At 50.0% G+C, this 21,631-nt stretch carries 16 protein-coding genes; 11 read left to right on the forward strand and 5 right to left on the reverse strand.

The features are described from left to right. The first annotated feature begins 35 nt into the window (after positions 1-35). From Q4563_RS03230 to fabB, 5 genes are all read left to right on the forward strand, one after another. Complete coding sequence (locus tag Q4563_RS03230; protein WP_303603576.1) at positions 36-1,016, forward strand: Gfo/Idh/MocA family protein; 981 nt, start codon at positions 36-38, stop codon at positions 1,014-1,016. A gap of 85 nt (positions 1,017-1,101) precedes the next feature. Continuing rightward, positions 1,102-2,394: an NAD(P)/FAD-dependent oxidoreductase gene (locus Q4563_RS03235; protein WP_215977006.1), complete on the forward strand. Its 1,293-nt coding sequence runs from the start codon at positions 1,102-1,104 to the stop codon at positions 2,392-2,394. Between the two features lie 81 nt (positions 2,395-2,475). Next, positions 2,476-3,438 (forward strand): polyprenyl synthetase family protein, encoded by a 963-nt coding sequence (locus Q4563_RS03240; protein ID WP_215977005.1) that lies wholly within the window; start codon positions 2,476-2,478, stop codon positions 3,436-3,438. Between the two features lie 121 nt (positions 3,439-3,559). After that, positions 3,560-4,084 (forward strand): 3-hydroxyacyl-[acyl-carrier-protein] dehydratase FabA, encoded by a 525-nt coding sequence (fabA, locus tag Q4563_RS03245; RefSeq protein ID WP_215977004.1) that lies wholly within the window; start codon positions 3,560-3,562, stop codon positions 4,082-4,084. 141 nt (positions 4,085-4,225) lie between these two features. Continuing rightward, entirely contained in the window at positions 4,226-5,440 is a 1,215-nt protein-coding gene (gene fabB, locus Q4563_RS03250; RefSeq protein ID WP_215977003.1) for a beta-ketoacyl-ACP synthase I, read from the forward strand. A 63-nt stretch (positions 5,441-5,503) separates the two neighbouring features. Here the strand turns inward: fabB and Q4563_RS03255 are convergent, their stop codons facing one another. After that, positions 5,504-6,367, reverse strand: coding sequence for an SDR family oxidoreductase (locus Q4563_RS03255; RefSeq protein WP_215977002.1), 864 nt, complete (start codon positions 6,365-6,367; stop codon positions 5,504-5,506). A gap of 862 nt (positions 6,368-7,229) precedes the next feature. On the opposite strand from Q4563_RS03255, the gene Q4563_RS03260 reads away from it, so the two are divergent. From Q4563_RS03260 to Q4563_RS03275, 4 genes are all read left to right on the forward strand, one after another. Beyond that, on the forward strand, positions 7,230-9,230 hold the full coding sequence (locus tag Q4563_RS03260) for a hypothetical protein (protein ID WP_303603577.1): 2,001 nt from the start codon (positions 7,230-7,232) through the stop codon (positions 9,228-9,230). Between the two features lie 206 nt (positions 9,231-9,436). Further along, positions 9,437-10,654: a hypothetical protein gene (locus Q4563_RS03265; protein WP_303603578.1), complete on the forward strand. Its 1,218-nt coding sequence runs from the start codon at positions 9,437-9,439 to the stop codon at positions 10,652-10,654. 64 nt (positions 10,655-10,718) lie between these two features. Beyond that, a complete protein-coding gene (locus tag Q4563_RS03270) occupies positions 10,719-11,282 on the forward strand; it encodes an RNA polymerase sigma factor (protein ID WP_215976998.1) in 564 nt (187 codons plus the stop codon). Continuing rightward, a complete protein-coding gene (locus Q4563_RS03275; protein ID WP_215976997.1) occupies positions 11,279-11,863 on the forward strand; it encodes a S8 family serine peptidase in 585 nt (194 codons plus the stop codon). The genes Q4563_RS03270 and Q4563_RS03275 overlap by 4 nt, the downstream gene beginning before the upstream one ends. Before the next feature lie 391 nt (positions 11,864-12,254). On the opposite strand, the gene Q4563_RS03280 is transcribed toward Q4563_RS03275, so the two are convergent. Continuing rightward, on the reverse strand, positions 12,255-12,533 hold the full coding sequence (locus tag Q4563_RS03280) for a hypothetical protein (RefSeq protein ID WP_303603579.1): 279 nt from the start codon (positions 12,531-12,533) through the stop codon (positions 12,255-12,257). A gap of 130 nt (positions 12,534-12,663) precedes the next feature. On the opposite strand from Q4563_RS03280, the gene Q4563_RS03285 reads away from it, so the two are divergent. Continuing rightward, positions 12,664-13,758 (forward strand): S8 family serine peptidase, encoded by a 1,095-nt coding sequence (locus tag Q4563_RS03285; protein ID WP_215976995.1) that lies wholly within the window; start codon positions 12,664-12,666, stop codon positions 13,756-13,758. Positions 13,759-13,982: 224 nt separating this feature from the next. Further along, the gene (locus Q4563_RS03290) at positions 13,983-15,215 is read left to right on the forward strand and encodes a hypothetical protein (RefSeq protein ID WP_303603580.1); all 1,233 of its coding nucleotides are present in this window, start codon (positions 13,983-13,985) and stop codon (positions 15,213-15,215) included. Positions 15,216-16,226: 1,011 nt separating this feature from the next. On the opposite strand, the gene Q4563_RS03295 is transcribed toward Q4563_RS03290, so the two are convergent. The 3 genes from Q4563_RS03295 to Q4563_RS03305 all read right to left on the reverse strand — a co-directional run bounded on the left by Q4563_RS03295 (position 16,227) and on the right by Q4563_RS03305 (position 21,536). Then, positions 16,227-18,806, reverse strand: a complete 2,580-nt coding sequence (locus Q4563_RS03295) for a sulfatase-like hydrolase/transferase (RefSeq protein WP_303603581.1) — start codon at positions 18,804-18,806, stop codon at positions 16,227-16,229. Positions 18,807-18,993: 187 nt separating this feature from the next. Further along, positions 18,994-20,289: an adenylosuccinate synthase gene (locus tag Q4563_RS03300; protein ID WP_215976992.1), complete on the reverse strand. Its 1,296-nt coding sequence runs from the start codon at positions 20,287-20,289 to the stop codon at positions 18,994-18,996. Between the two features lie 71 nt (positions 20,290-20,360). Then, positions 20,361-21,536 (reverse strand): ATP phosphoribosyltransferase regulatory subunit, encoded by a 1,176-nt coding sequence (locus Q4563_RS03305; protein ID WP_303603582.1) that lies wholly within the window; start codon positions 21,534-21,536, stop codon positions 20,361-20,363. Positions 21,537-21,631: the final 95 nt, after the last annotated feature.

The following is a 21,631-nucleotide window of genomic DNA, read 5'->3' on the forward strand; positions in this document are numbered from 1 at the left end:
TAATCTTTCCAGAATTTATGAATAAAGGGGAAGTTATGCACAAGGTTCGCTGGGGTGTGTTAAGTACCGCAAAAATCGCACGTAATCATGTTATACCCGCGATACAAACCTCACAATTCGGTGAAGTAACAACCATTGCTTCGCGCAGACTGGATAACGCTCAAGCCTGCGCCAAACAATTGAACATCGCTCACGCCGCTGGCAGCTATGAAGCACTGCTAGCCGACCCACACATTGATGCCATTTACAATCCGCTGCCCAATCATTTACATGTACCCTGGACACTCCGGGCACTGCAAGCCGGAAAACATGTGTTGATAGAAAAGCCGGTGGGGCTAAATCAAAGTGAAGCTCAGGACTTGCTAGAGGCCAGCCAGCAATACCCGCAACTGAAAGTCATGGAAGCTTTTATGTATCGCTTCCATCCTCAGTGGGAAAAAGTGAAAGCCCTGCTACCCAGTATTGGTCCGGTGCGTAATATTCAATGTCAGTTCTCTTACAACAACCGCGACACAGACAACATTCGCAATCAAGCCGACATGGGTGGCGGTGCTTTAATGGATATCGGCTGTTATGGCATTTCGCTGGCCCGCTTTATATTTGACAGCGAACCTGTACGTGTCATGGGGCATCAGCAATTTATGGGGCACGAGGTCGACACCATCACCAACGCCTTAATGGAGTTTGAGGGTGGGTGCGCCAGTTTTAGCTGTTCTACCAAAACCGAAGCGGGCCAGTGGGCGCTTATTAGTGGCGAACAGGGCAGCATTAAGTTGCTGATCCCCTTTAATCCCATTGCCGACATGCCTGTTCAAATTATTTTGCGCCAACAAGGCGAAGAACAAAGCATTGATATTACGCCGGCCAATCACTACCGCTCTATGGCCGACCAATTCTGTCAGGCGATTATCAACAACAGTCCAGTTCCGACACCGTTGAGCGATGCACTGGCCAACATGAAAGCGCTGGATGCTCTGGTGAGCAGCGCCCAAACAAACCTCTGGATTGAGTTATAATGCATTATCGTCCAGCATTTTATCTGGGGCCAAAAGCCCATGTATTAAACGGTGAATTACCCTTCACTAAACTGGAGAATTGTCTGTGAAAAAGATTGTCGTAGTCGGCGGCGGCGCTGGCGGGTTGGAATTAGTGACAAAGCTCGGCCGTAAATTTGGCCGCAAAGGTAAAGCTCATGTCACCCTGGTGGATAGAAACACCACCCATGTTTGGAAACCATTACTGCACGAAATTGCCGTAGGCACCATGGATGAAGGGGTGGATGCCGTCAGCTATCGCGCTCACGCGTTCGACAACCATTTTCAGTTTCGTATCGGCACCATGACCAACATTGACCGCGCAGCAAAGCAGGTCATTCTGGCCCCCATGTTTGACGACGACGGTCAGGAGTTACTGCCCGAAACCCGCATTGATTACGACATTTTAGTACTGGCCATGGGCTCATCCTCCAACGATTTTAATACTCCTGGTGTGAAAGACCACTGTATTTTCCTCGACGGCCCGACACAGGCACACCGGTTTCGCAATAAGTTACTGGGTAAATTCCTGCGCATACAACGGGTGAGTGATGCCCCAGACTCGGTCAATATCGCCATTATCGGCGGCGGTGCTACAGGGGTTGAACTGTCGGCTGAGCTGCACCATGCGGTAGAGAAATTTCACACCTACGGCTTTGATGCTATCGACAACAAGAACATTAATGTCACCCTGATTGAGGCTGGCCCGCGAATATTGCCCGCCTTACCCGAGCGAATCTCCACCGCAGCCAGTCGAGAATTGGCCAAGTTGGGGGTAAACATCAAGCTCAATACCCGCATCACTTCAGCCACAACCGAAGGCCTGCACACCGCAGACAATGAAATAATTGCCTCTGACCTAATGGTATGGGCCGCGGGGGTTAAAGTCACCGATGCACTAAAAAACATTGGCGGTATCGAAACCAACCGTATCAATCAACTGCCAGTGAACGCTTATTTGCAAATAAAAAATGAGTCCAGCTTGTTTGCCATCGGTGACTGCGCCGAATTTATTCAGGCCGATGGCACCCGGGTTCCCCCCCGCGCACAATCAGCCCACCAAATGGCCGACGTGTGTTTTCACAACATCAGTGCACAGCTAAATGGTGGCAATTTAAAAGTTTTTCGCTATAAAGATCACGGCTCACTGGTCTCACTGGCAAACTACTCCACTGTGGGCAGTTTAATGGGCAACCTCAGTGGCGGAAGCTTATTTTTAGAGGGGCGTTTAGCACGGTTGGTGTATGTCTCTCTCTACCGGATGCACCAAATTGCCATCCACGGTTATATTAAAACCGCTCTGGTCATGTTGTCAGGCAGTATTAATCGCTGGCTGAAACCCAAACTCAAACTGCATTAACCGGCGCAAAAAGGGGGCAGTGCTTGACAGCGTCTGGCCCCCTGCCTAGGATTCGCACTACTTTACATTCAGGACACCGCAATGCTGCCGTTTCACGACCCTGTCGCCGAGGATTTTACCCAGGTTAATGAGCTGATTATCCGTCAGCTGCACTCCGATGTTCCCATGGTGGAGAATATCGGCCACTACCTGATTGAAGCGGGCGGCAAACGATTGCGGCCACTTTTGGTACTGCTGGTGGCACGCGCTCTGAATTATCAGGGCACACACCACCTAGACTTAGCGGCGATAATTGAGTTTATTCACTCAGCCACCTTACTGCACGACGACGTAGTCGATATGTCATCCTTGCGCCGTGGTCGCCCCACCGCCAACGCCGAATGGGGCAATGCACCCAGTGTACTGGTAGGCGACTTCCTTTATTCGCGCTCGTTTCAGATGATGGTCAATATCGGCAATATGGATGTCATGGCCATTTTGTCTGACACCACCAATATTATCGCCGAGGGTGAAGTACAGCAGCTAATCAACGCCAAAGACCCGGATTTAACCGAAGACGACTATCGTGATGTGATTCGCAAGAAAACTGCCGTTCTGTTTGCTGCCGCCTGCGAAGTAGCCGCCGCCATTGCCGGTGCCGATACAGCTACCCGTCAGGCGCTTAACGATTACGGGCTGGACGTGGGGCTGGCTTTTCAGTTGGTGGACGACGCCCTCGACTACCGCGGCGACACCGAGACTCTAGGCAAAAATGTGGGCGATGATCTGGCCGAAGGCAAGCCCACCCTGCCCTTAATTTACGCTATGAGCCACAGCGCCCCCGCCGAGCGCGAGATTATCCGCCAGGCCATACAAAATGGCGATGCCAGCAAATTGCCAGAGATTGTCGCGATCGTCGAGGCTACTGGCGCTATGGAATACACACTCCAGGCGGCGCGCGATGCGGTATCACGCGCACTAACCAAGCTTGAGACACTCCCTCCCTCACGCTTTCGCCAAGCCATGCAAGAGCTGGCCGAATTTGCTCTAGCACGGGATCACTGATTAAAACTTGTACATTTGACCACCCTATACAACCCCGCCACTGGACAAGTGGCGGGCAAACGGTAGAATGTGGCCCTTTGCGGCTATCCGCGACACCAAGAACTGTTTAGAGTTGACACATATGACATCATTTGTCCCCAAGAGCTCATACGAATTGGACGAGCTGCTCGAATGCGGCCACGGCCGACTGTTTGGCCCCGGCAATGCACAGTTGCCCGTACCCAACATGTTGATGCTCGACCGCATCGCACACATCAGTGCCGAGGGCGGAGAGTTCAACAAAGGTGAAATTGTCGCGGAGCTGGATATTAATCCGGACCTGTGGTTCTTTGACTGTCATTTCCCTGGCGACCCGGTAATGCCAGGCTGCCTGGGGCTGGATGCTATGTGGCAGCTGGTCGGCTTTTTTCTGGCCTGGAAAGGCAACCCCGGCCGTGGTCGCGCCCTGGGCTGTGGCGAGGTGAAATTCACCGGCCAAATTCTGCCGACGGCGAAAAAAATCACTTACCATATCAACCTGAAACGCGTTATTGAGCGCAAGTTGATTATGGGTATTGCCGACGGCCGCGTATCGGTAGACGGCAAAGATATCTATTTCGCCAAAGATTTAAGAGTCGGCTTGTTTTCCAATACCGACAATTTCTAACAACCGATCAATAGCCCGGCTAATGTCGGGCACTAAGCTCGTGTACGGGTGTCCAATACACTCGTAGCAAAGACGTTACAATAGTCACAATTATTTTGGCAGTTTGCCAATCGTCAGGCCGAGCAAGTTAAGAGGTAGCCTATGAAACGCGTTGTAGTTACTGGAATGGGAATTGTCTCATGCCTCGGTAATGATAAAGCCACTGTTCTCGACGCTCTGCGTGAAGGTCGCTCCGGCATTAAACGCCAGGAGTCTTACGAAGAGCTGGGATTTCGCTCGCTGCTAGCGGGCTCGGTGGATATCGACTTAAAAGAGCACATTGACCGCAAAATTCTGCGTTTTATGGGCGATGCCGCGGCCTATGCCTATATATCCATGGACCAAGCCATTCGTGATTCAGGCTTAAGTGAAGATCAGGTCTCCAACGATCGCAGCGGTATTATCATGGGTTCGGGCGGAGCTTCGTCTCAAAACTTGGTAGAGGCCGCCGATGTACTGCGCAGCCGCGGCTTAAAGCGTATTGGGCCCTATCGCGTCACCCAAACCATGGGCAGTACCACCTCTGCGTGCCTGGCCACCCCTTTCAAGATCAAAGGGGTTAATTACTCAATTTCCTCCGCCTGTGCCACCAGCGCTCACTGTATCGGTAATGCGATGGAGTTGATCCAACTGGGCAAGCAAGACGTTGTCTTTGCCGGCGGTGGTGAAGAAGAGCATTGGTCTTTGACCTGTCTGTTCGACGCCATGGGCGCCCTGTCGACCAAGTACAACGATACTCCCGAACAGGCCTCGCGCGCTTACGATGCCAATCGTGACGGCTTTGTGATTGCCGGCGGCGGCGGTTGTCTGGTTCTGGAAGAGCTAGAGCACGCCAAGGCCCGCGGCGCCAAAATTTATGGCGAAGTGGTCGGATATGGCGCCACCTCGGACGGTTACGATATGGTTGCGCCATCGGGTGAAGGCGCCGAGCGCTGTATGCGTCAAGCAATGGCCGGTATTGCCGGTGACATTGACTACATCAACTCGCACGGCACCAGCACTCCGGTAGGTGATTTGGCCGAATTAAAAGCCATTCGCAGTACCTTTGAGAAAATTCCGGCCATCAGTTCCACTAAGTCACTGACCGGTCACTCTCTTGGGGCCACCGGTGTTCAGGAGGCGATCTACTCGCTGCTGATGATGGAAAACAACTTTATCTGTGCCTCGGCCAATGTCGATGAGCTCGACGCTGAAGCGACCGACATGCCAATTGTGCGCGAACGCCAAGACGGCGTGACCCTCAACCGAGTGCTGTCTAACAGCTTTGGTTTTGGTGGCACCAACGCCTGTTTGGTATTCCAAAAATACGGCAGCTAAGCCTAACGCAAGCCAGGGACGGCTATCGCGCAAACCGCACCATTTCTCTCCACTCTATTACACTTAACCCGTCTGATTATTAAGCCATTGTTTTACCATGGGCATCAGATAGGTGCGCCAAGAGCGGGTCTGTACGCCAAAATCATTGCGCACTTTCAATGAGCTCAATACCGCACTGACCGGCTCACCCTGCGGAGCTTCGTCTATTCGATCCCAACGCGGCTCCGGCCCCTGATACCCTTGCTGCCCCAATGCCTCCCACAGTTGCTCGGCCAATTCGACCTGATTGCACACATCGCCCGAGCAATATTGATAGACTCCCCAGCATTCGGCACCACTGGCAATCTGCTTGATCAGCGCCACGACAACTCTGGCCACATCGGACAATGCCGTAGGTGCACCGCGCAAACGAGCATTCACCCGCCAGGGTTTATTTTGCGCTAAGGCGCCGAGTAAATGCCTTAAACGGTTATCGCCATAGCTTGAGATAGTCCAACTGGTGCGCAGTATCAGCGCCGCCTCGGTAGTATTTAAAACAGCCTGTTCGGCCTGCAACAGCGCTCGTCCCAAATCACTATTGGGTGTGCACGCGTCGGTATCGAGGTGCTTACTTTTATTGTCATCACCAAAAACCCGGTAACTGGACATCTGCACGATTACCGAGCCATAAGCCGCACAGGCTCGGGCCAAATGACTCGCGGCTATCGGCAACAACGTCTTATCTGCCGAGGCATCGCTGTCGCCCCAACCGAGTGTATTAATAACCACATCGGGACGATGCTGGCGAAGATAGTCGTCTACAGCATCAGCCGATTGCCAGTTAACCTCTTGGCGGCTGGGCTGCAGTAGATTAAACGGCTCTCGCTCTAACTCGTGCTCGATAGCAGTACCCAAGGTATGGGATGTATCGGTCAACAATAGCTTCAAAGGAAATCTCTCATTAAATTAGTACCCCACATTATCGCAGCCTGACAGTGGACACGCCAGCCAGTATGGCATCGAGCACTGGTTTAGCGAACAATCATCGATACTTTACTTGATTAAAAACGCATAAAAACAAGCCCACACACTATGGCCTTTCGAGCTTTTTTACTCGCCATGCCAATTAGCCCCACGTTTGGCTGGCCGACAAGAAACCAATGCTGGCAACACACCGGTCAACCCCTTACTTTTCAAGACTAATTGTTCTGGTTATGAAGAAAACTGCAGACAATTGCGGCTCAAATAGACCGCGCGAATATATCGTCACAGTGGAAATAGAGGGAATCTCAAGCTTTCCCACGAAGACCGCGAAGTTGCCAGAATTTGGAGCACGACTCGCCCCCTGCGTGAATTTAGCTTAAGAGTTATTCTCTTTGCCCTGCTTAAAGGTTCACACAAGTATCGCCACTGATTTATTCGTGAAAGCGAACAAAATCGATCGACTCTCTGACCGATTTGCGCCCAGAATTTTAGTCATTCGAGCTTGAGCAACGCTTTATGCTGAACCACTATTAATATTTTGCCAACTGACACTATAGCGCTCGAGCAGAGCGCATATTGGTTTGGCTAAATATTACCAAACGAGAGGGCAACTGCGCTGAACTGTTTTAACTCTCTATCCGTCCAGACAAAGTTGACACACGATTCAACCTTTCAATCTGTAATTAATTAAATTAATGCCCCCCACCAACCCCGTAAAACAGCCCTCTCGAACAAACTAATCCTGTTTTTTTGAACCTTTCACGCAATTGCCGCGACTTAGGAATATCATAGGCGAATAATAGGACGCCTCTTTTGGACATTAATCATGAATAACGCCTTGCGCACTGCGCTCATTTTTGCCCAGCCCCTAATTGCCTGCGCGAGCTTAGGGGCAACACTGGATGTTTCCCAAATTACCCTGACACCGCCAGCCCAAAGCCAGGCATACCTACCCAGGGAGACGCTAACGATTAAGCTAGCTGGCTTCAACCCAATTGCGAGTGGCACTCAATTAAGCCTAGAACTTGATACCATAGACGTGACGGCAATGGCATCATTAAGCGGCAACACCATCGCTTTCTCCCCTGTTAAACCTCTAAGCCCCGGTCATCATGAATTACGGCTGGTGGCCTACCAAAACGACGGAAGCATCAGTGAGCTAGGTTATTGGACCATCGATGTGCGGGCTCCTACCTTCTTTCGCAATGCTTCATTTTCCGGCCAAGCCACACTCAATGTAACCCAACGACTCGGCAACAGTACGGACTTCGACCACGCCAATGAATACCAGATACAGGGCAGTGCAAGCTATCAGACTGAAGCCAACACCGCTAATGCTCAATTCTCTGGCAGAGCCGACCTACTATACATTAACACTTCTGAGCATGCTGCCACTGGGAAGTCTCTCGACCTTGGAACCTTTGTGGCCCATACTGAAAACGACTACAGCTCGGTGACCGTCGGCCACCAAACACTCTCCAATCAAGGCCTTATGTTTGACGGGTACCAAAAACGCGGGGTTGCAGTGTCAGGTAACTGGCAAGCTGCTAAAAGCCAGTTAATCGTGTTTGGCATGAGCTCCCAAGACCTGGCTGGTCACAATGACATACTGGGAATTAATGATGAGGAAAATCGCTATCATGGCGGGCTGATAAAGAGTCAACTGTGGCAGAGCGAATTTTTTGAGTCGCACCTAATCAGTACCTATATGTCGGGAAAGCGCACGGTGGCCGGTTACGGCAGTTGGTCTGATCCGAATGAGGTAACACAGGCCGATGGCTGGGGGTTAACACTCGACAACTATTGGTTTGAGCGCCAGCTTCGCATGCGTTTAGAAGGTGCCGGTAGCGACAGTAAACAAGGCCAGAACCAAGACCAGTCCGATGATGCATACAGCGCCTTGGTTGTTATAAACCCCACTCTGACAAACTTGCAGTGGCAATTAGGCGTTGAAGCAAAAGAAATTGGTGCCAATTACTATAGCTTGGCCAATCCCTACCTGCCAACAGATCGTAATTTATCGCGTCTATTTACCTCCCTGAGCGGTGGTAAATGGAACGCCACAGCAAGCGCCGGACGCGAGATCACAAACCTCGATCAACGCCCCGAGCGCTCAACAACTGCTCAACAACTGCAACAGATCAATGTTTCCTACAGTGATTACAACACAGCCGAGACCGGCAGTATTAAATCCTGGATCGGAAACCCCAGCTACACACTATCACTGCAACAGTCCACCCTGAAGGACGATTACACCTCGCCAAGCAGTAACCGACAAAATTCACGAACCGAGACGGCTATGTTTAACGCCGCGTTCACAGCATCAAGCTGGCAATGGAATTTTGGCTATAGCCTACAAACGTTTGATGACTTTACCAATGCGCAAATAGATAGCCGCATCCACTCGTTATTTGCCAATATGAGTTTAAGATTTGGAGAAGCCGTTAGCGTGCAACCTGGCTTTCAGCGCCAGCGTACCGATAATCGAGACTATGGCAGCATCACCTATTCCACACTATACAATTTAGCCGGGCAATTTATATTGATTCCCCGCCGCTTAAGTATGTCACTCAGCTGGAATCAAAACGCCATTGAGGCGCTTAACGACCCTTTCTACATACAAGACAATAACAATCAGTTCTTATCGGGCAACATCACATGGCAGGCCCGACTCGCCAAGGCCAATAAAGTCGGCATTGAGCTCGCACTCAGCGCCAGCTCGCAAGATTATCGCGATCATCTATTCAGTCAAAACAACAATGACAGCTATCAGGTTTTTCTTACGATAAAGACCACCTTGCCGTCGCAATTCACCGGAGGCCTATAATGAAACACCCACTTTTCCCCCTTTCGGCGAGGTTCCTGACTATGGCCCTACTGACAGGAATAATCCTCAACAGCCACGCTAATATCGACTCAATGTGCACAGCGGCAAGACCCTGCACAGTTAACGGTGGAGCAGTTGTAGGTCAAGCTACTAATCGAACAGTGCGCTGGCGCGGTACTGTCAGCTCCCCCTCGGGCGCTCCCACAATGACGGTTGCTTCAGCCGCAGGCGTTTTTTACGCCAACAATCAAATGCTGAGTATGACCAACTCTACACTGCAAACCAATGTCTCAATACCGTCATCAACATTGCAAAATAATTTTAATATCAATGAGAACCTGCACATCAGCGCTTCGGTAACAGCTGCCGCAGGCAATGTGAACGCTAATGAAATTATTTACCGTCGTCAGTTTTCAGTTGCGGGCACTGGCGTGGTACAAGGCGAGGTCCGCATCCCTCTGACTCAGCCTATTACTGAGCCGACACCAGAACCTGAGCCTACTCCGGAGCCCGAACCTACCCCAGAACCTGAGCCTACTCCAGAGCCCGAACCTATCCCAGAACCTGAGCCTACTCCAGAGCCCGAACCTACCCCAGAGCCAGAGCCTACACCGGAGCCCGAACCCACCCCTCCAGCGGCCCCCGAACCAACACCTGGGCCAGAGCCAGCACCAGCTCCTGACCCCATTAATAGCGCTGTTATTGTTACTCAGATGACACTGCGCTTTGATACCGGCGAGCAAACACGTGTCGCTGAGCCCAGTGAACCAATTGCTGCACAGATACGGATTAATTACCGTTCAGCTGGACTTATTAGTGGCCGCTGGGAGCTGGCAACCCCAGCCAGCACAGTGGGCGAACCAATTTTTGCCCCTCTACAACAGGTTCAACAGTACCTAGGGGGGGGCAACCAAATTCTATTGCAAAGCCCGCCCCTACCTACGCTAAGCAGCGGACTTTACCTGTTGCGCTTTACGCTATTGCAAACGGGAGGCAGCAAACAATCGGTAACCATTCAATACATGGTGGGCGGCGAACAGAGAGCCAACACAATAATACGCAAGCTACGCCTGCTCTCCCCCAATCAAAATGCCAGCATTAACATTCACAGTAAGTTTCACTGGCAGCCGGTGAGAGAAGCTCACGCTTACCAGCTGGAAATCTTTGACGCTGCCACAGGCGATTCTATTCCCTCGCCAACTACAGCAGCGCTGACCTTTAACTCACTGAGTGAAATTCGTCTACCTTCCACACCAGTAGCCGGGTTACTGGTGCCCGGTAAAAGTAGTCAGTCGCACTTAAGCGCCTTAGTTAAAGAGCACCTACTACCAAAAACGCGGTATTACTGGCGCATACTAGCGATCAATGAAGAAGGGATAATTATTGGCAGCAGTGATTTACGCGCCATGACGACACCCCCTTAATCCTGCGACTTTTGCTCAGGCCTACTCCGTGCCACAATAGCGCTTTTACTCATGGTAATCGCCTATGACAGGGGAACAAGAAAGTGAAGGAAAAGCCTTACTAAAGGCCATAGCGGCGAAGGACGAAAGTGCTATCGCCGCATTTTATCGCCTGTACGAGTCCACTGTTTACCGATTTTCCCTATCTAGATTGAACGATCCAATCGCCGCCGCCGACATACTGAATGAAGTCATGATGGAAGTATGGAAGTCAGCCGCGAAGTTTGAGGGGCGCTCCAAGGTCAGCACTTGGCTTCTCGGCATTACCCATTTCAAAATTATCGATCAGTTCCGCGCCAAAAAACGGCACGAACACGAAGAAATGGACGACGATATTGCCGATGAATCGCCTGCTGTACAACAAGATGCGCTGTTAGAAGCAACGCAAGATGCACAACTGCTAAAACACGCGCTGAGCAAACTATCGCCAGAACATCGACAAGTGTTGCACTTGGCATTTTTCGAGGACATGAATTACCGCGAAATAGGTCAGGTGATGGGTGTATCAGAAGGCACGATTAAATCGCGCATTTACCATGCGAAGAAGCTGGCCAAAACGCAACTGCAACGATTAATGGTGGCACCATGAGCAACAAAGGTTACGATTTAGATGAATTTATAAATGGCACCATGGATGAAGACGCGCGCGCAAAATTTGAAGCGGTGTTAGAACAAGATAACGAACTACAGCAAGAGGCTGAGTTCACCGCAAAACTGCGCAAGAGCATGCAACAGCAAGCTGCAACACCACCAGGAGAGTTTGGTTTAGCGCGTCTACACCACTCCATTAAAAACCACGAACAAACACAGTTACAAACAAACGATGTGAAAAAGTCGCGGGCATGGAAGCCCGTAGCCATTGCTGCTAGCGCACTACTGTTACTGCAAAGTAGCGTACTGGTTTTCAACCAAAGCCAAGAGACGGCAGTTGAAATCCAAACTCTTACCGGCCCAGTTCAAACCACAGCCCCGCATCTGCAGGTAGTATTTAAAGCAGATATATCCCTAGCACAAGTACAATCGTTACTGCAGGAAATTAGTGGCAACATCATCAGTGGCCCCGGTGCCCTGGGTATTTATCATGTGCAATTGGCAGATACCAATGATGTCGAAGCCGCTGTTGCTGCACTGAACAATAGCAATTGGATCGACAGCGTGTCGGTGCGTTAATAATGGCACGCCAATGGTTAATAGTCGTCAACCTCTTCTTAGCCACTATCGCCAGCGCCAGTGACAGAGCACCTGTGACTCCGCTGCGAGTAACAACCTCAACTACAACAAACCCCATACCGGTTATTCGATCGCTAACCCCTAGTGACTGCTTACAGCCGGGCGGTCAAATTCAGCTGAAAGGCCGCGCTTTTGGCCACCGCCCTTCCTGGACACTCATTCTACAGCGAGGCCAAGAACGCATTTCTTTGCATAGCCAGCGGTGGAGCGATCAGTTGATTCAACTGCAGCTGCCTACACATATACCCACCCAAGGCCCAACGCGTTGGCAGTTGGGCTTTCAAGAGCGAGGAGCTTGGCTAGGGCAGCCCCTAAGACAGCTGAGTGTATGTCAACCATCACTCGCCCTCAGGACGACGTCGTCCAGCGCCTCGTCAAGTTCAGTGTCCCTAACAGCACCTGCGAGGTCAATGAGCTCTGCACCGACGTCTACACCAACGCCAACCATGCCCACTGTAGTGCTAATGCCAAACGAACCTGTCAAGCCAACGTCGTCACCTAAAAACATCGAATCATTAGCGCCGGTAGAGTTAACAACAACGCCTGAAGCCGCTATACCTGAAACACAAGTGGAGCCACCCTTACCACAACCACCGACCGATGTAGCCACCCAAAGCAACACATCGCAGATAACCCTTCAAGAGCCACCGGCTGAAACGCTTCAAACGACTAAGCAAGCAGAACCGCTAAAATACGCGAGCCCACTTACTTTAACTGATGTTGATATAGGTCTATTAGATATGCCTTTACCGACGACCGCAGCACCAGTTGCTCAAGCAAAAGTGGGGGATCGTGAACCCAATCAACTGATTATCACAACAGGCAGCATGGCCCAAGCGCAAAAGGTCACTACATTGATGCGGGCTAAAGGAGCGCGAATCAAATCCCGCAAAAACCTCGAGGCACTGAATCTAGTCATCAGTGTATTTCGTTTAACGGCAAGTGATAATCCTCAGAGTATAATCGACACGATAGGTCGTGAGTTTCCCAAAGCAGTTGTCGATGCCAACCACCGCTACCATTTACTAAATGACCCCAATGCACTCTCCTCCATTAAGGCTTGGAGCTTAACCAGTATTGGTCGACACACTGGCAGGGCTCGTTGCATCGCCACTAAGGCAATAGGTGTTCTAGACACCCTCAGTGCGACAGATCACCCGGCCTTAATCGGGGCCAAGGTTACCAATCAGAATTTTACCGGTAGAGAGCAGCCGGCCAATACCAACCATGGTACCGCTTTAGCTGTGTTACTTACCGGAAATCAACCTTCGCAATTTGCCAGTTTGATACCCGGCAGCGAGATTAAGGTAGCTGGCGTATTTCGCGAGGATCATAACGGCCAAAGTACAACACTTGAGTTTTTACTCTATGGGCTCAATTGGCTGGTAAGTGAAAATGTAGGTGTAATCAATTTAAGCTTAGGAGGAGCTAACAATCGAGTTCTTGCCCATGCCTTTAAACAGGCAATGGAGAAAAATATTGTATTGGTTGCCGCTGCTGGAAACGGCGGCAGCAAAGCACCACCGACCTACCCTGCGGCTCTACCTGGAGTCATCGCGGTTACTGCGATAGACGCTGCTGGTCTCCTATACCCATACGCCAACCGCGGCAGTTACATTGATATCGCTGCCCCCGGGGTCGATATTTGGGCAGCAAATGAAAATGGAACCGGAGCATATCAGTCGGGAACCTCATACGCCGCCGCGTTTGTCAGTGCCTATGCGGCTGTTTTTGGCAAACCAGCGGATTGGTCAACCGTTAGTAAAGATTTAGGTGACACTGGAAAAGACAATAACTTTGGTTGGGGGCTGCTACGTTGGCAGCCTTGCCAGTAAAATATTCTATCGAGCTAGAAGATTTATCACACGCGCCCCCACTTAAACATCATTGACACCGAATGCTCTTAAACTCTTCATAGCAACGCACTCAAACCATTCACACAACTTACTATTATTCTAAAAAAGAAAATTCTCTAACATTCGTTAAATACCTTTGAACCCTTTATTTACTTTCCTCGACTTATAGACAGATACAATTTATTCACTTTGAGGAAATCTTTATGAAATCATTAACTTCACTAAAAAAAATCTTGGCACCTGTTGTTCTAACTCTACCTATATTGAGCCTACCGGCACAAGCTGACTCTTGGGTTAAAAATATTTCCATTAGTAAAGACGGCATTGTCGCTGTCTCTGTTAAAAACATGTCAGCAAACAAATCGGTGCAGAATGTAAATTTGAGCCCACAAACCCAAGATCTAACTGTGTCAGTCAGCGGCGGAATTGATTGCGACAACAATGCACATGTGCACCAAGGTATTTTGCAGTTCAATTCAGAATCGGCATGGGGGAAAATGAATCTTGGCACTGGCAATAACCTCAATCATCCCGGGGCACAATATAAGCAATCTATTTTCGACTTTACGCCGGCTTTGCAAAATGGCCCTAACAGTAAAAACTTTAATCAAAACTGGAAAATACCACTGGCACAAGTCAAACAAGGTAATAACAGTTTTGACCCAGTAAAAATTGTACAGGATGGCTTGCAAGCCTTTCAAAACAACGGCGGATCGGCTGTGGATTTTTATCGAAAAAATAGAAGTTTCAGTAAAGATGTACGTATCTCTTTGATTGGTAGCTGTGGGAAGGCAGGAAACGGGCCAGCCACGTGGGGAATAAACGGACTTATTAATGCTTGGATGACCTCTGTCACTGTACCAGTAATGGTCAATTATCAAGGCGATCCTGGAATTTTCGCACTTAATGCACAGCTGGGAAATTCAGGCTTTCCCAATACAGTAAAAGCACAACCAAAAAATCCTCCTTCTGGTCCCAATCAATTTGAGAACGGCTATAACCCTCTAGTTATAACCGATGCCAGCCTGCAAGCGCACAACCCTCAATATCGAGGCCAATGTCCGAAAGATTTAAATTTTGTGGTGCGCTATCGAGGCACAGGCAAAGGCATGGTACGCTACCATATTGTTGAAAATGGCAAGACCGTACACACGTCAGCCCCCCTACCTTATGACAACAAGTTTGGTTGGCGCCAAAATCAGTTCAGCTTTGAAATACCAACCGATCAGCAGCAATACAATAAAACAGTGAACCGTAAATTTCGCTTACTGTTTGAAGTGAAAGAAGACGACAAAAATACTTATAACTGGAATCAAAATACCCAGCTAGGCTCTCTAAACTGGTCACACCACTGTCAGGCCCAAGCTATAGTACCCACTGCACCGGCAATACGAGCCAACAGTAAATCGAGCCCTGCGCGCGCACTCAATCACTAACTCTCTTCTCTGGTCGCTTGGGGGGGGGGCGAAAGCCCCCCCTTTTTTTCTTTATTTGATTTCAATAAGACGTCACCGCATAGACAACCAAGCCATCAGATAACTGACTCATAATCAATGATCTTCCTGATGTCTCATTTATTTATCTCACATTTTTAAATGTATGCTTGTAAGTGTACACACAAGTCACTCCCTTTAGGGAATCACTGTCGAAGCTATCCATTCGTATTTTAGTTACTTTCCTTTGCCATGGGCATTGATAATCACAAAAGTACACATCAACACTCGTGGCGTGTACAAAACTCTATACTGCATTAATTCGGTTAATTTAACCTATGTTAATGATTGTTACAGATTCTAGAGCATGACTTACGCTTGCGATGTAAGCTTCTCAATAACCTCCGAGGTTTTTTACTGTTAACTTTTATACGAGCAACGTAGCGCGTGGACCGTTCAGCAAATGTCGCTACACAGCTACTACAAAGCCCCTCAGGGAAATCACACACCCTTATATTCAGAAGTTCTCGACCCTGAGTACCGGCTTTAAAGACATTGGATTTGCAATAACCGCATTGCAGCCTGAAAATCTTGTGATTTTTGGCTTTGCCGTTCATCGAATCTGTAAATAGACTCCGACAAATGGTTTCACAAGCCTATTGATAGCTTCACGTCCCACCACACTGGACGTGAGCCAACCTGCGATGCCGTGGCGACCGGTCATTAAAAGTTTACAGACAACGATATACCGCAACAGAATATTAAGCTTACAATGCTTCGGCTGATGGTCACGAGCAAAGACCTCTTGCTCAACCTGACAGGTCGCAAATATTTTTTGTTACGGCTCAGCTCACAGCTTAAGGAGTGATCTTATTTCGATAACACAAAAACCATTGTTATCATTGCCAAACATCCGGTAACTGAACACCTACAAAATCACTGAGCTGCGTATCGCACAGATGCAAGCCTCAACTCTCATCGACAATTTTTACCCGTAGGGCTTCGCTCGCGGTACTAGCCCGCTGGTGTTGCCGGCGAATCGGCACGCAACAAGACCGGATTCACCCAATTGGTATGGTCACACGCAGAGTTGCCGGCGCTATCGGTGGTTAACTGGAGACTGTGGCGGCCGCTAATATCCACTGTTATGGTTTTAAACTCGTTATTACTAAGACGCGGGCTGGTAAATATAGATTCTTGATCGGCTAAGATATTAAAAATTGCCCCATCACCGCACGTGGACTCGTCATCTAAGCCAAAGCTTACCGTCAGTGTTTTATATTCCCGGTTTAAGAGCACGCGGTGACTGGAAGGTGCATGAGTACCCAGACCAAAGCCGTAAACCTCCCCATCAATCCGCAAGGGGCCGCCGCGCACGCTTTGATTAACGCCTAACTGCCCCCACCCCTGCTTACCGGTGACGGTCATTTCACTCAATAAACGCGCACGCGGCGAGGCCACATACACATCGTACGAAATAGAAGAGCGCAGTCTGTCGTTGCGGTATACCGCAAAGCTCATGCGATTGACGCCGGGTTTAAAATACTCTGCTGTTATCAAGCTAGACTCCAGTGCGCTGAGCAAGTTATCAAGCGTATGAGTATATTCATCAGAAAACGCTAGGGGGGTAATTTCAAGCTTTATGCGGTAACTGGCATCCAGCGCACCTAAAACTTGAAAAGGCAGAGCCTGCCCGGCGGCCAGACGCACACTCTCAAGCTCCACCCGCACTTGATCGGCCTCGCTGGCGGGGTAAATACGATCTTCTTGCAGCAGCTGCTCATTGCGCTGCAAGGTGGCTATATCTCCCTCAAAGCGCTGCATCAGCTCGGGCGGTACCGTTTGTGGCTGCAGCATCAAGTTTCTGCTCTCCAGCGGGTCTTGCCGCAGATTGTAAAGATAGCGCTCTCCGGTTTTTATATGCTCTACATATTTATAGGGGTAGCGTATGGAGGCCAAGTGCGAACCATCAAACGGTTGAATCAGAGGCACAAAATAAACATCGTCGACGGGCCCCAGAAGCGATCGCCCGACAAAGTGATGCCGGGTTTTAATGGCCAGTAAATCCAAAACACTGGGCGCCACATCCAACTGCGAGCGCGCTTGGTGGCTCAATCGCTTGGGCGATAACTGCTCCGGCCACCATATTAACAGCGGCGTTTTAAACAGTTCGTTATAGTGGGTTTTAGTATTGTGATAGTTGCCGTGCTGCCCCATAGGAAAGCCGTTATCCCCCAGCACCACCACAATGGAGTTTTTTAAATGTTCACGTGCTTGCAGCTGCTCAAAAAACGACATTAAATATTGATCGGTTAAAAACATCGAATTTGCATAATTCTCTTCGTGGCTTTGCGCCTGAGGATAAATATGTTTTTTATCCACCGGAATATCATCAAACATCATGTGATTGGTCACACTCATGGTCATTACAAAAAAAGGCTCGGCCTTATCTTGCGCTTGATGCAGCTGATCTAAATACTCGAAGGTTTTTTGGTAAAAAATATCGTCTCGGATGCCCCAACCAAATGAGCCTTCTTCGCGCTCTTGCGGCGTTACAAACGTGTCATCCATGCCGTGGGCATATTCGAATTCATTGTTCGCGACAAACTCGGCTGTATTCTCAAAATCAAGACTATGATACGCCTTCATAAAGACGTTGGTATAACCACGCTCAGCCAATATTTGCGACAAACAGCGGAAATTGTTATCCGGGTAGCTGGTGAAAATATTCATTTTGGCGCTGGGGTACATTGAGCATAATGTCGCAAACTGGCCTTTACTGGTCTCTACCGATGCGCTGTAAAACTGCTCGACATAGAGCCCCTGCTCTTTTAAACGATTAAAAAACGGTGTTACCTGGCGGCCATTTTTTACCGTATCGATATAATCGGCACTGAAAGACTCCAACATCACGATAAACACATGGGGGCGTTGATCCATAGCTTGAGGTTTCGAGCCAAGGCTGTCCGTCACATAAGGGTAGGCTTTTTCCCCGGAAATAAACGCGGCATATGGTTGTTGATAATATTGCGTAATAGAACCGGCGAACTCGACAAATTCATTGCGGTTACTGCTAAACGGCAGATTGAGCATGACATTGGCCAGAACAATGGCTAGTAATAATCGTTTAGTGCCTGTCACCTCAAGCGGCGCGGTAAAAAAACTGTACCGCCTTTGAGCAATCCAAGCACCTGCGCCCCATACGCCCAGCACACAATAATCAGCCACGGTAATGGTGCTCAACATATAGGCCACTGCTTCAGCCGAGACTGCGTTGCCACCGTTTTTCACCATTAATAATAAGCTTAGCGGCTCCAATCTCAACCAATGGTAAAACCAAAACAAACCATAGAGGACAATAACTGCGAGTGTCAGCCAGCGAGCCAGCACTCGGGGTAGGCGGGCAGCAGCCAGATACCACAAGGCCCAAAAAAGTACGATAGAAGCCGCCGATAATGCAACGCTCGCCACCGCAAAGCCCAAACTCCAACCGCTCACCCAACCAACCTTGAGCATTAATACAGATTGCAACAATGCCCAAAGCATTAATAGGCTGAACAACTTTTTAATCGGTTGATGACGGCAATTTGGCATTACTTAATCTTCTTCATTGTTACGAATTGTATATCTCAATAATTATGTCACAACCCATACGGGGCACTGTCAGCGGCAGCTATTGATAACACACATCACCAGAAGTAAATAACTTATACCTCTCTGGCCCCATACAAAAACACCGCCCAAAGGCGGTGTTCGAGCAATCGTAGAGATTGGCTAGAGGCTATTCATCAAAAGGGTGGCGCAACACAATGGTTTCAACGCGGTCGGGGCCGGTCGAAATAATATCCACCGGGGTGTCCAACAACTCTTCTAAACGCTTAATATAATTTTTAGCATTTTGCGGCAGCTCTTCCAGAGCGTGAATACCAAAGGTGGATTCACTCCAGCCCGGTACTTCTTCGTAGATTGGCTGCACACGATTCCAACCATCGGCATCAAAAGGAATCGGCATAGGGTTGCCGTCTAAGTCTTGATAGCCGATACAGATTTTAACGGTTTCTAAACCATCCAATACATCGAGCTTGGTTAAGCACATACCGGTAACACTGTTAATGCGGTTAGCGTGACGTACCGCAACGGCGTCAAACCAACCGCAGCGACGCTGGCGACCGGTGGTGGCACCAAACTCGTGGCCTTTCTCACCTAAGTGCTGACCTACTTCGCAATCGAGCTCGGTGGGGAATGGGCCAGAGCCAACACGGGTGGTGTAAGCCTTAGTGATACCCAACACATAATCGAGGTACAAGGGGCCAAAGCCCGAGCCCGTGGCGGTGCCGCCGGCGGTGGTATTGGAACTGGTTACGAACGGATAGGTACCGTGGTCGATATCCAACAGCGAACCCTGTGCGCCCTCAAACAAAATGCTCTCACCCGACTCGCGCGCGGTGTGCAGCAGTTCGGTGACATCAGCAATCATTGGCTTAAGCTCTTCGGCCCACGCAGTCACCTGCGCCAGCACTTCATCAAAATCAACCGGCTCGACTTTGTAGTACTCGGTCAGGGCAAAGTTGTGGTATTCCATCACTTCGCGCAGCTTGCCGGCAAAGCTTTTCAAATCCAACAGGTCGCCCAAACGCAAACCACGGCGCGCCACTTTATCTTCATAAGCAGGGCCAATGCCGCGCCCGGTCGTGCCAATTTTAGCATCGCCGCGCTTCGCTTCACGCGCTTGGTCCAGAGCAATATGGTAAGGCAAAATCAACGGGCAAGCCGGTGATAAGCGCAGGCGCTCACGCACTGGCACACCGCCGTCTTCCAACTCGGCCAGCTCTTTAAATAAGGCCTCGGGGGACAATACCACGCCGTTGCCGATCAGACAGGTAACGCCCTCGCGCAACACGCCGGAGGGAATCAGGTGCAGTACGGTTTTTTTGCCGTCAATCACCAAGGTGTGACCGGCATTGTGCCCGCCCTGAAAGCGCGACACTAACGATACCTGATCGGTCAGCAGGTCGACGATTTTACCTTTACCCTCGTCACCCCACTGGGTGCCCAATACCACAACATTCTTGCCCATGATTGGCCTTACTCTCTTAATTTAACGAAACGATCATTCAATAAAACGAAAAAGTTTTAACGTTTAACGATTTACAGTGCGATCACCTGGTAGGTATCACCTGTTTTTTCCAGCACTTGGTTACAGCCCAGCGCGGTAAACTCTTCGCGGCTCGCAGCGCTTACTACGCGCTCACCTTGTGCGCGCAACTCGGCAACTTTATGCCATTGGGCGTTGCTGCCATCGTCAATAAAGCCAATCAGGCCAGACTCAGGTGCACTCAATAAGCCAAGCTTAGACAAGGCGGTTATATCCACCGCGAAACCGGTGGCTGGACGACTGCGGCCAAACACTTCACCTATATGGTCGTAGCGCCCACCGCTGGCGATGGGGTTACCGTAACCTGGGGCAAAAGCGGCAAAAACCAAACCGGTTAGGTAGTGATAACCGCGCAGTTCACCTAAGTCAAAATACAATTCGGCCTCGGGATAACGGGTTTGTATCACCTCTGCCACGTCGGCCAACTCATCCACGGCACTAACGGCCTCACTGGAGACACTGGCGAACAGATCCCGCGCCTTTTGCAATATATCCCGCGCACCGGCCAAGCCAGGCAACGCCAGCAGTACTTTGGCAATAGCCGGGTCGCTGATATTGTCAGCCACCCAGGCCTCAATCTCGGCCACCGCCTTGCGTTGCAACATGGCAAAAAACAAATCTTTTTGCGCCGCGTCCACATCAGCCTTGGCAATCAGGGCACTGTAGATACCCACATGCCCCAAATCGATATGCAGTTTGGGCAGTCCGGCCACGCGCAGCGACTCTAATAATAGAGACACTACCTCAGCATCGGCCGCCAGTCCCGCTTCACCGTAAAACTCAACCCCAGCCTGAATGGGCGTGCGGGTGGCGAGCGGGTTTTTAGGCTTGGTATGTACCACATGACCGGCATAACACAGACGGTTAGCACACTCGCGCTTAAAGCTGTGAGCGTCCATACGGGCGGTTTGTGGGGTAATGTCAGCGCGTATGCCTAGGGTGCGGCCGGTCAGTTGATCGGTCACCTTAAAGGTGAGCAGATCGACGTCGCGCCCTAAACCAATTAACAGGGAATCGGTGTATTCCAGCAAAGGCGGAATCACCATGTCATAGCCCCAGGTGCGATACAACTCCACCAGGCGGCGGCGCAGTAAATCGATGGGTCGTGCCTCATCGGGCAATATTTCTTCAATTCCGTCGGGCAATAGCCAGCGGTCGGCGTAGGTCATAGCAGACTCTATCGGTTTTGGGTATTCGGTTGAAACGGTCAGGCAAAGCCTGCCTGAGTGTCAGTACGACACAAAAAAACCGGACCTATTGGTCC

Source organism: Gilvimarinus sp. 1_MG-2023 (assembly GCF_030548285.1).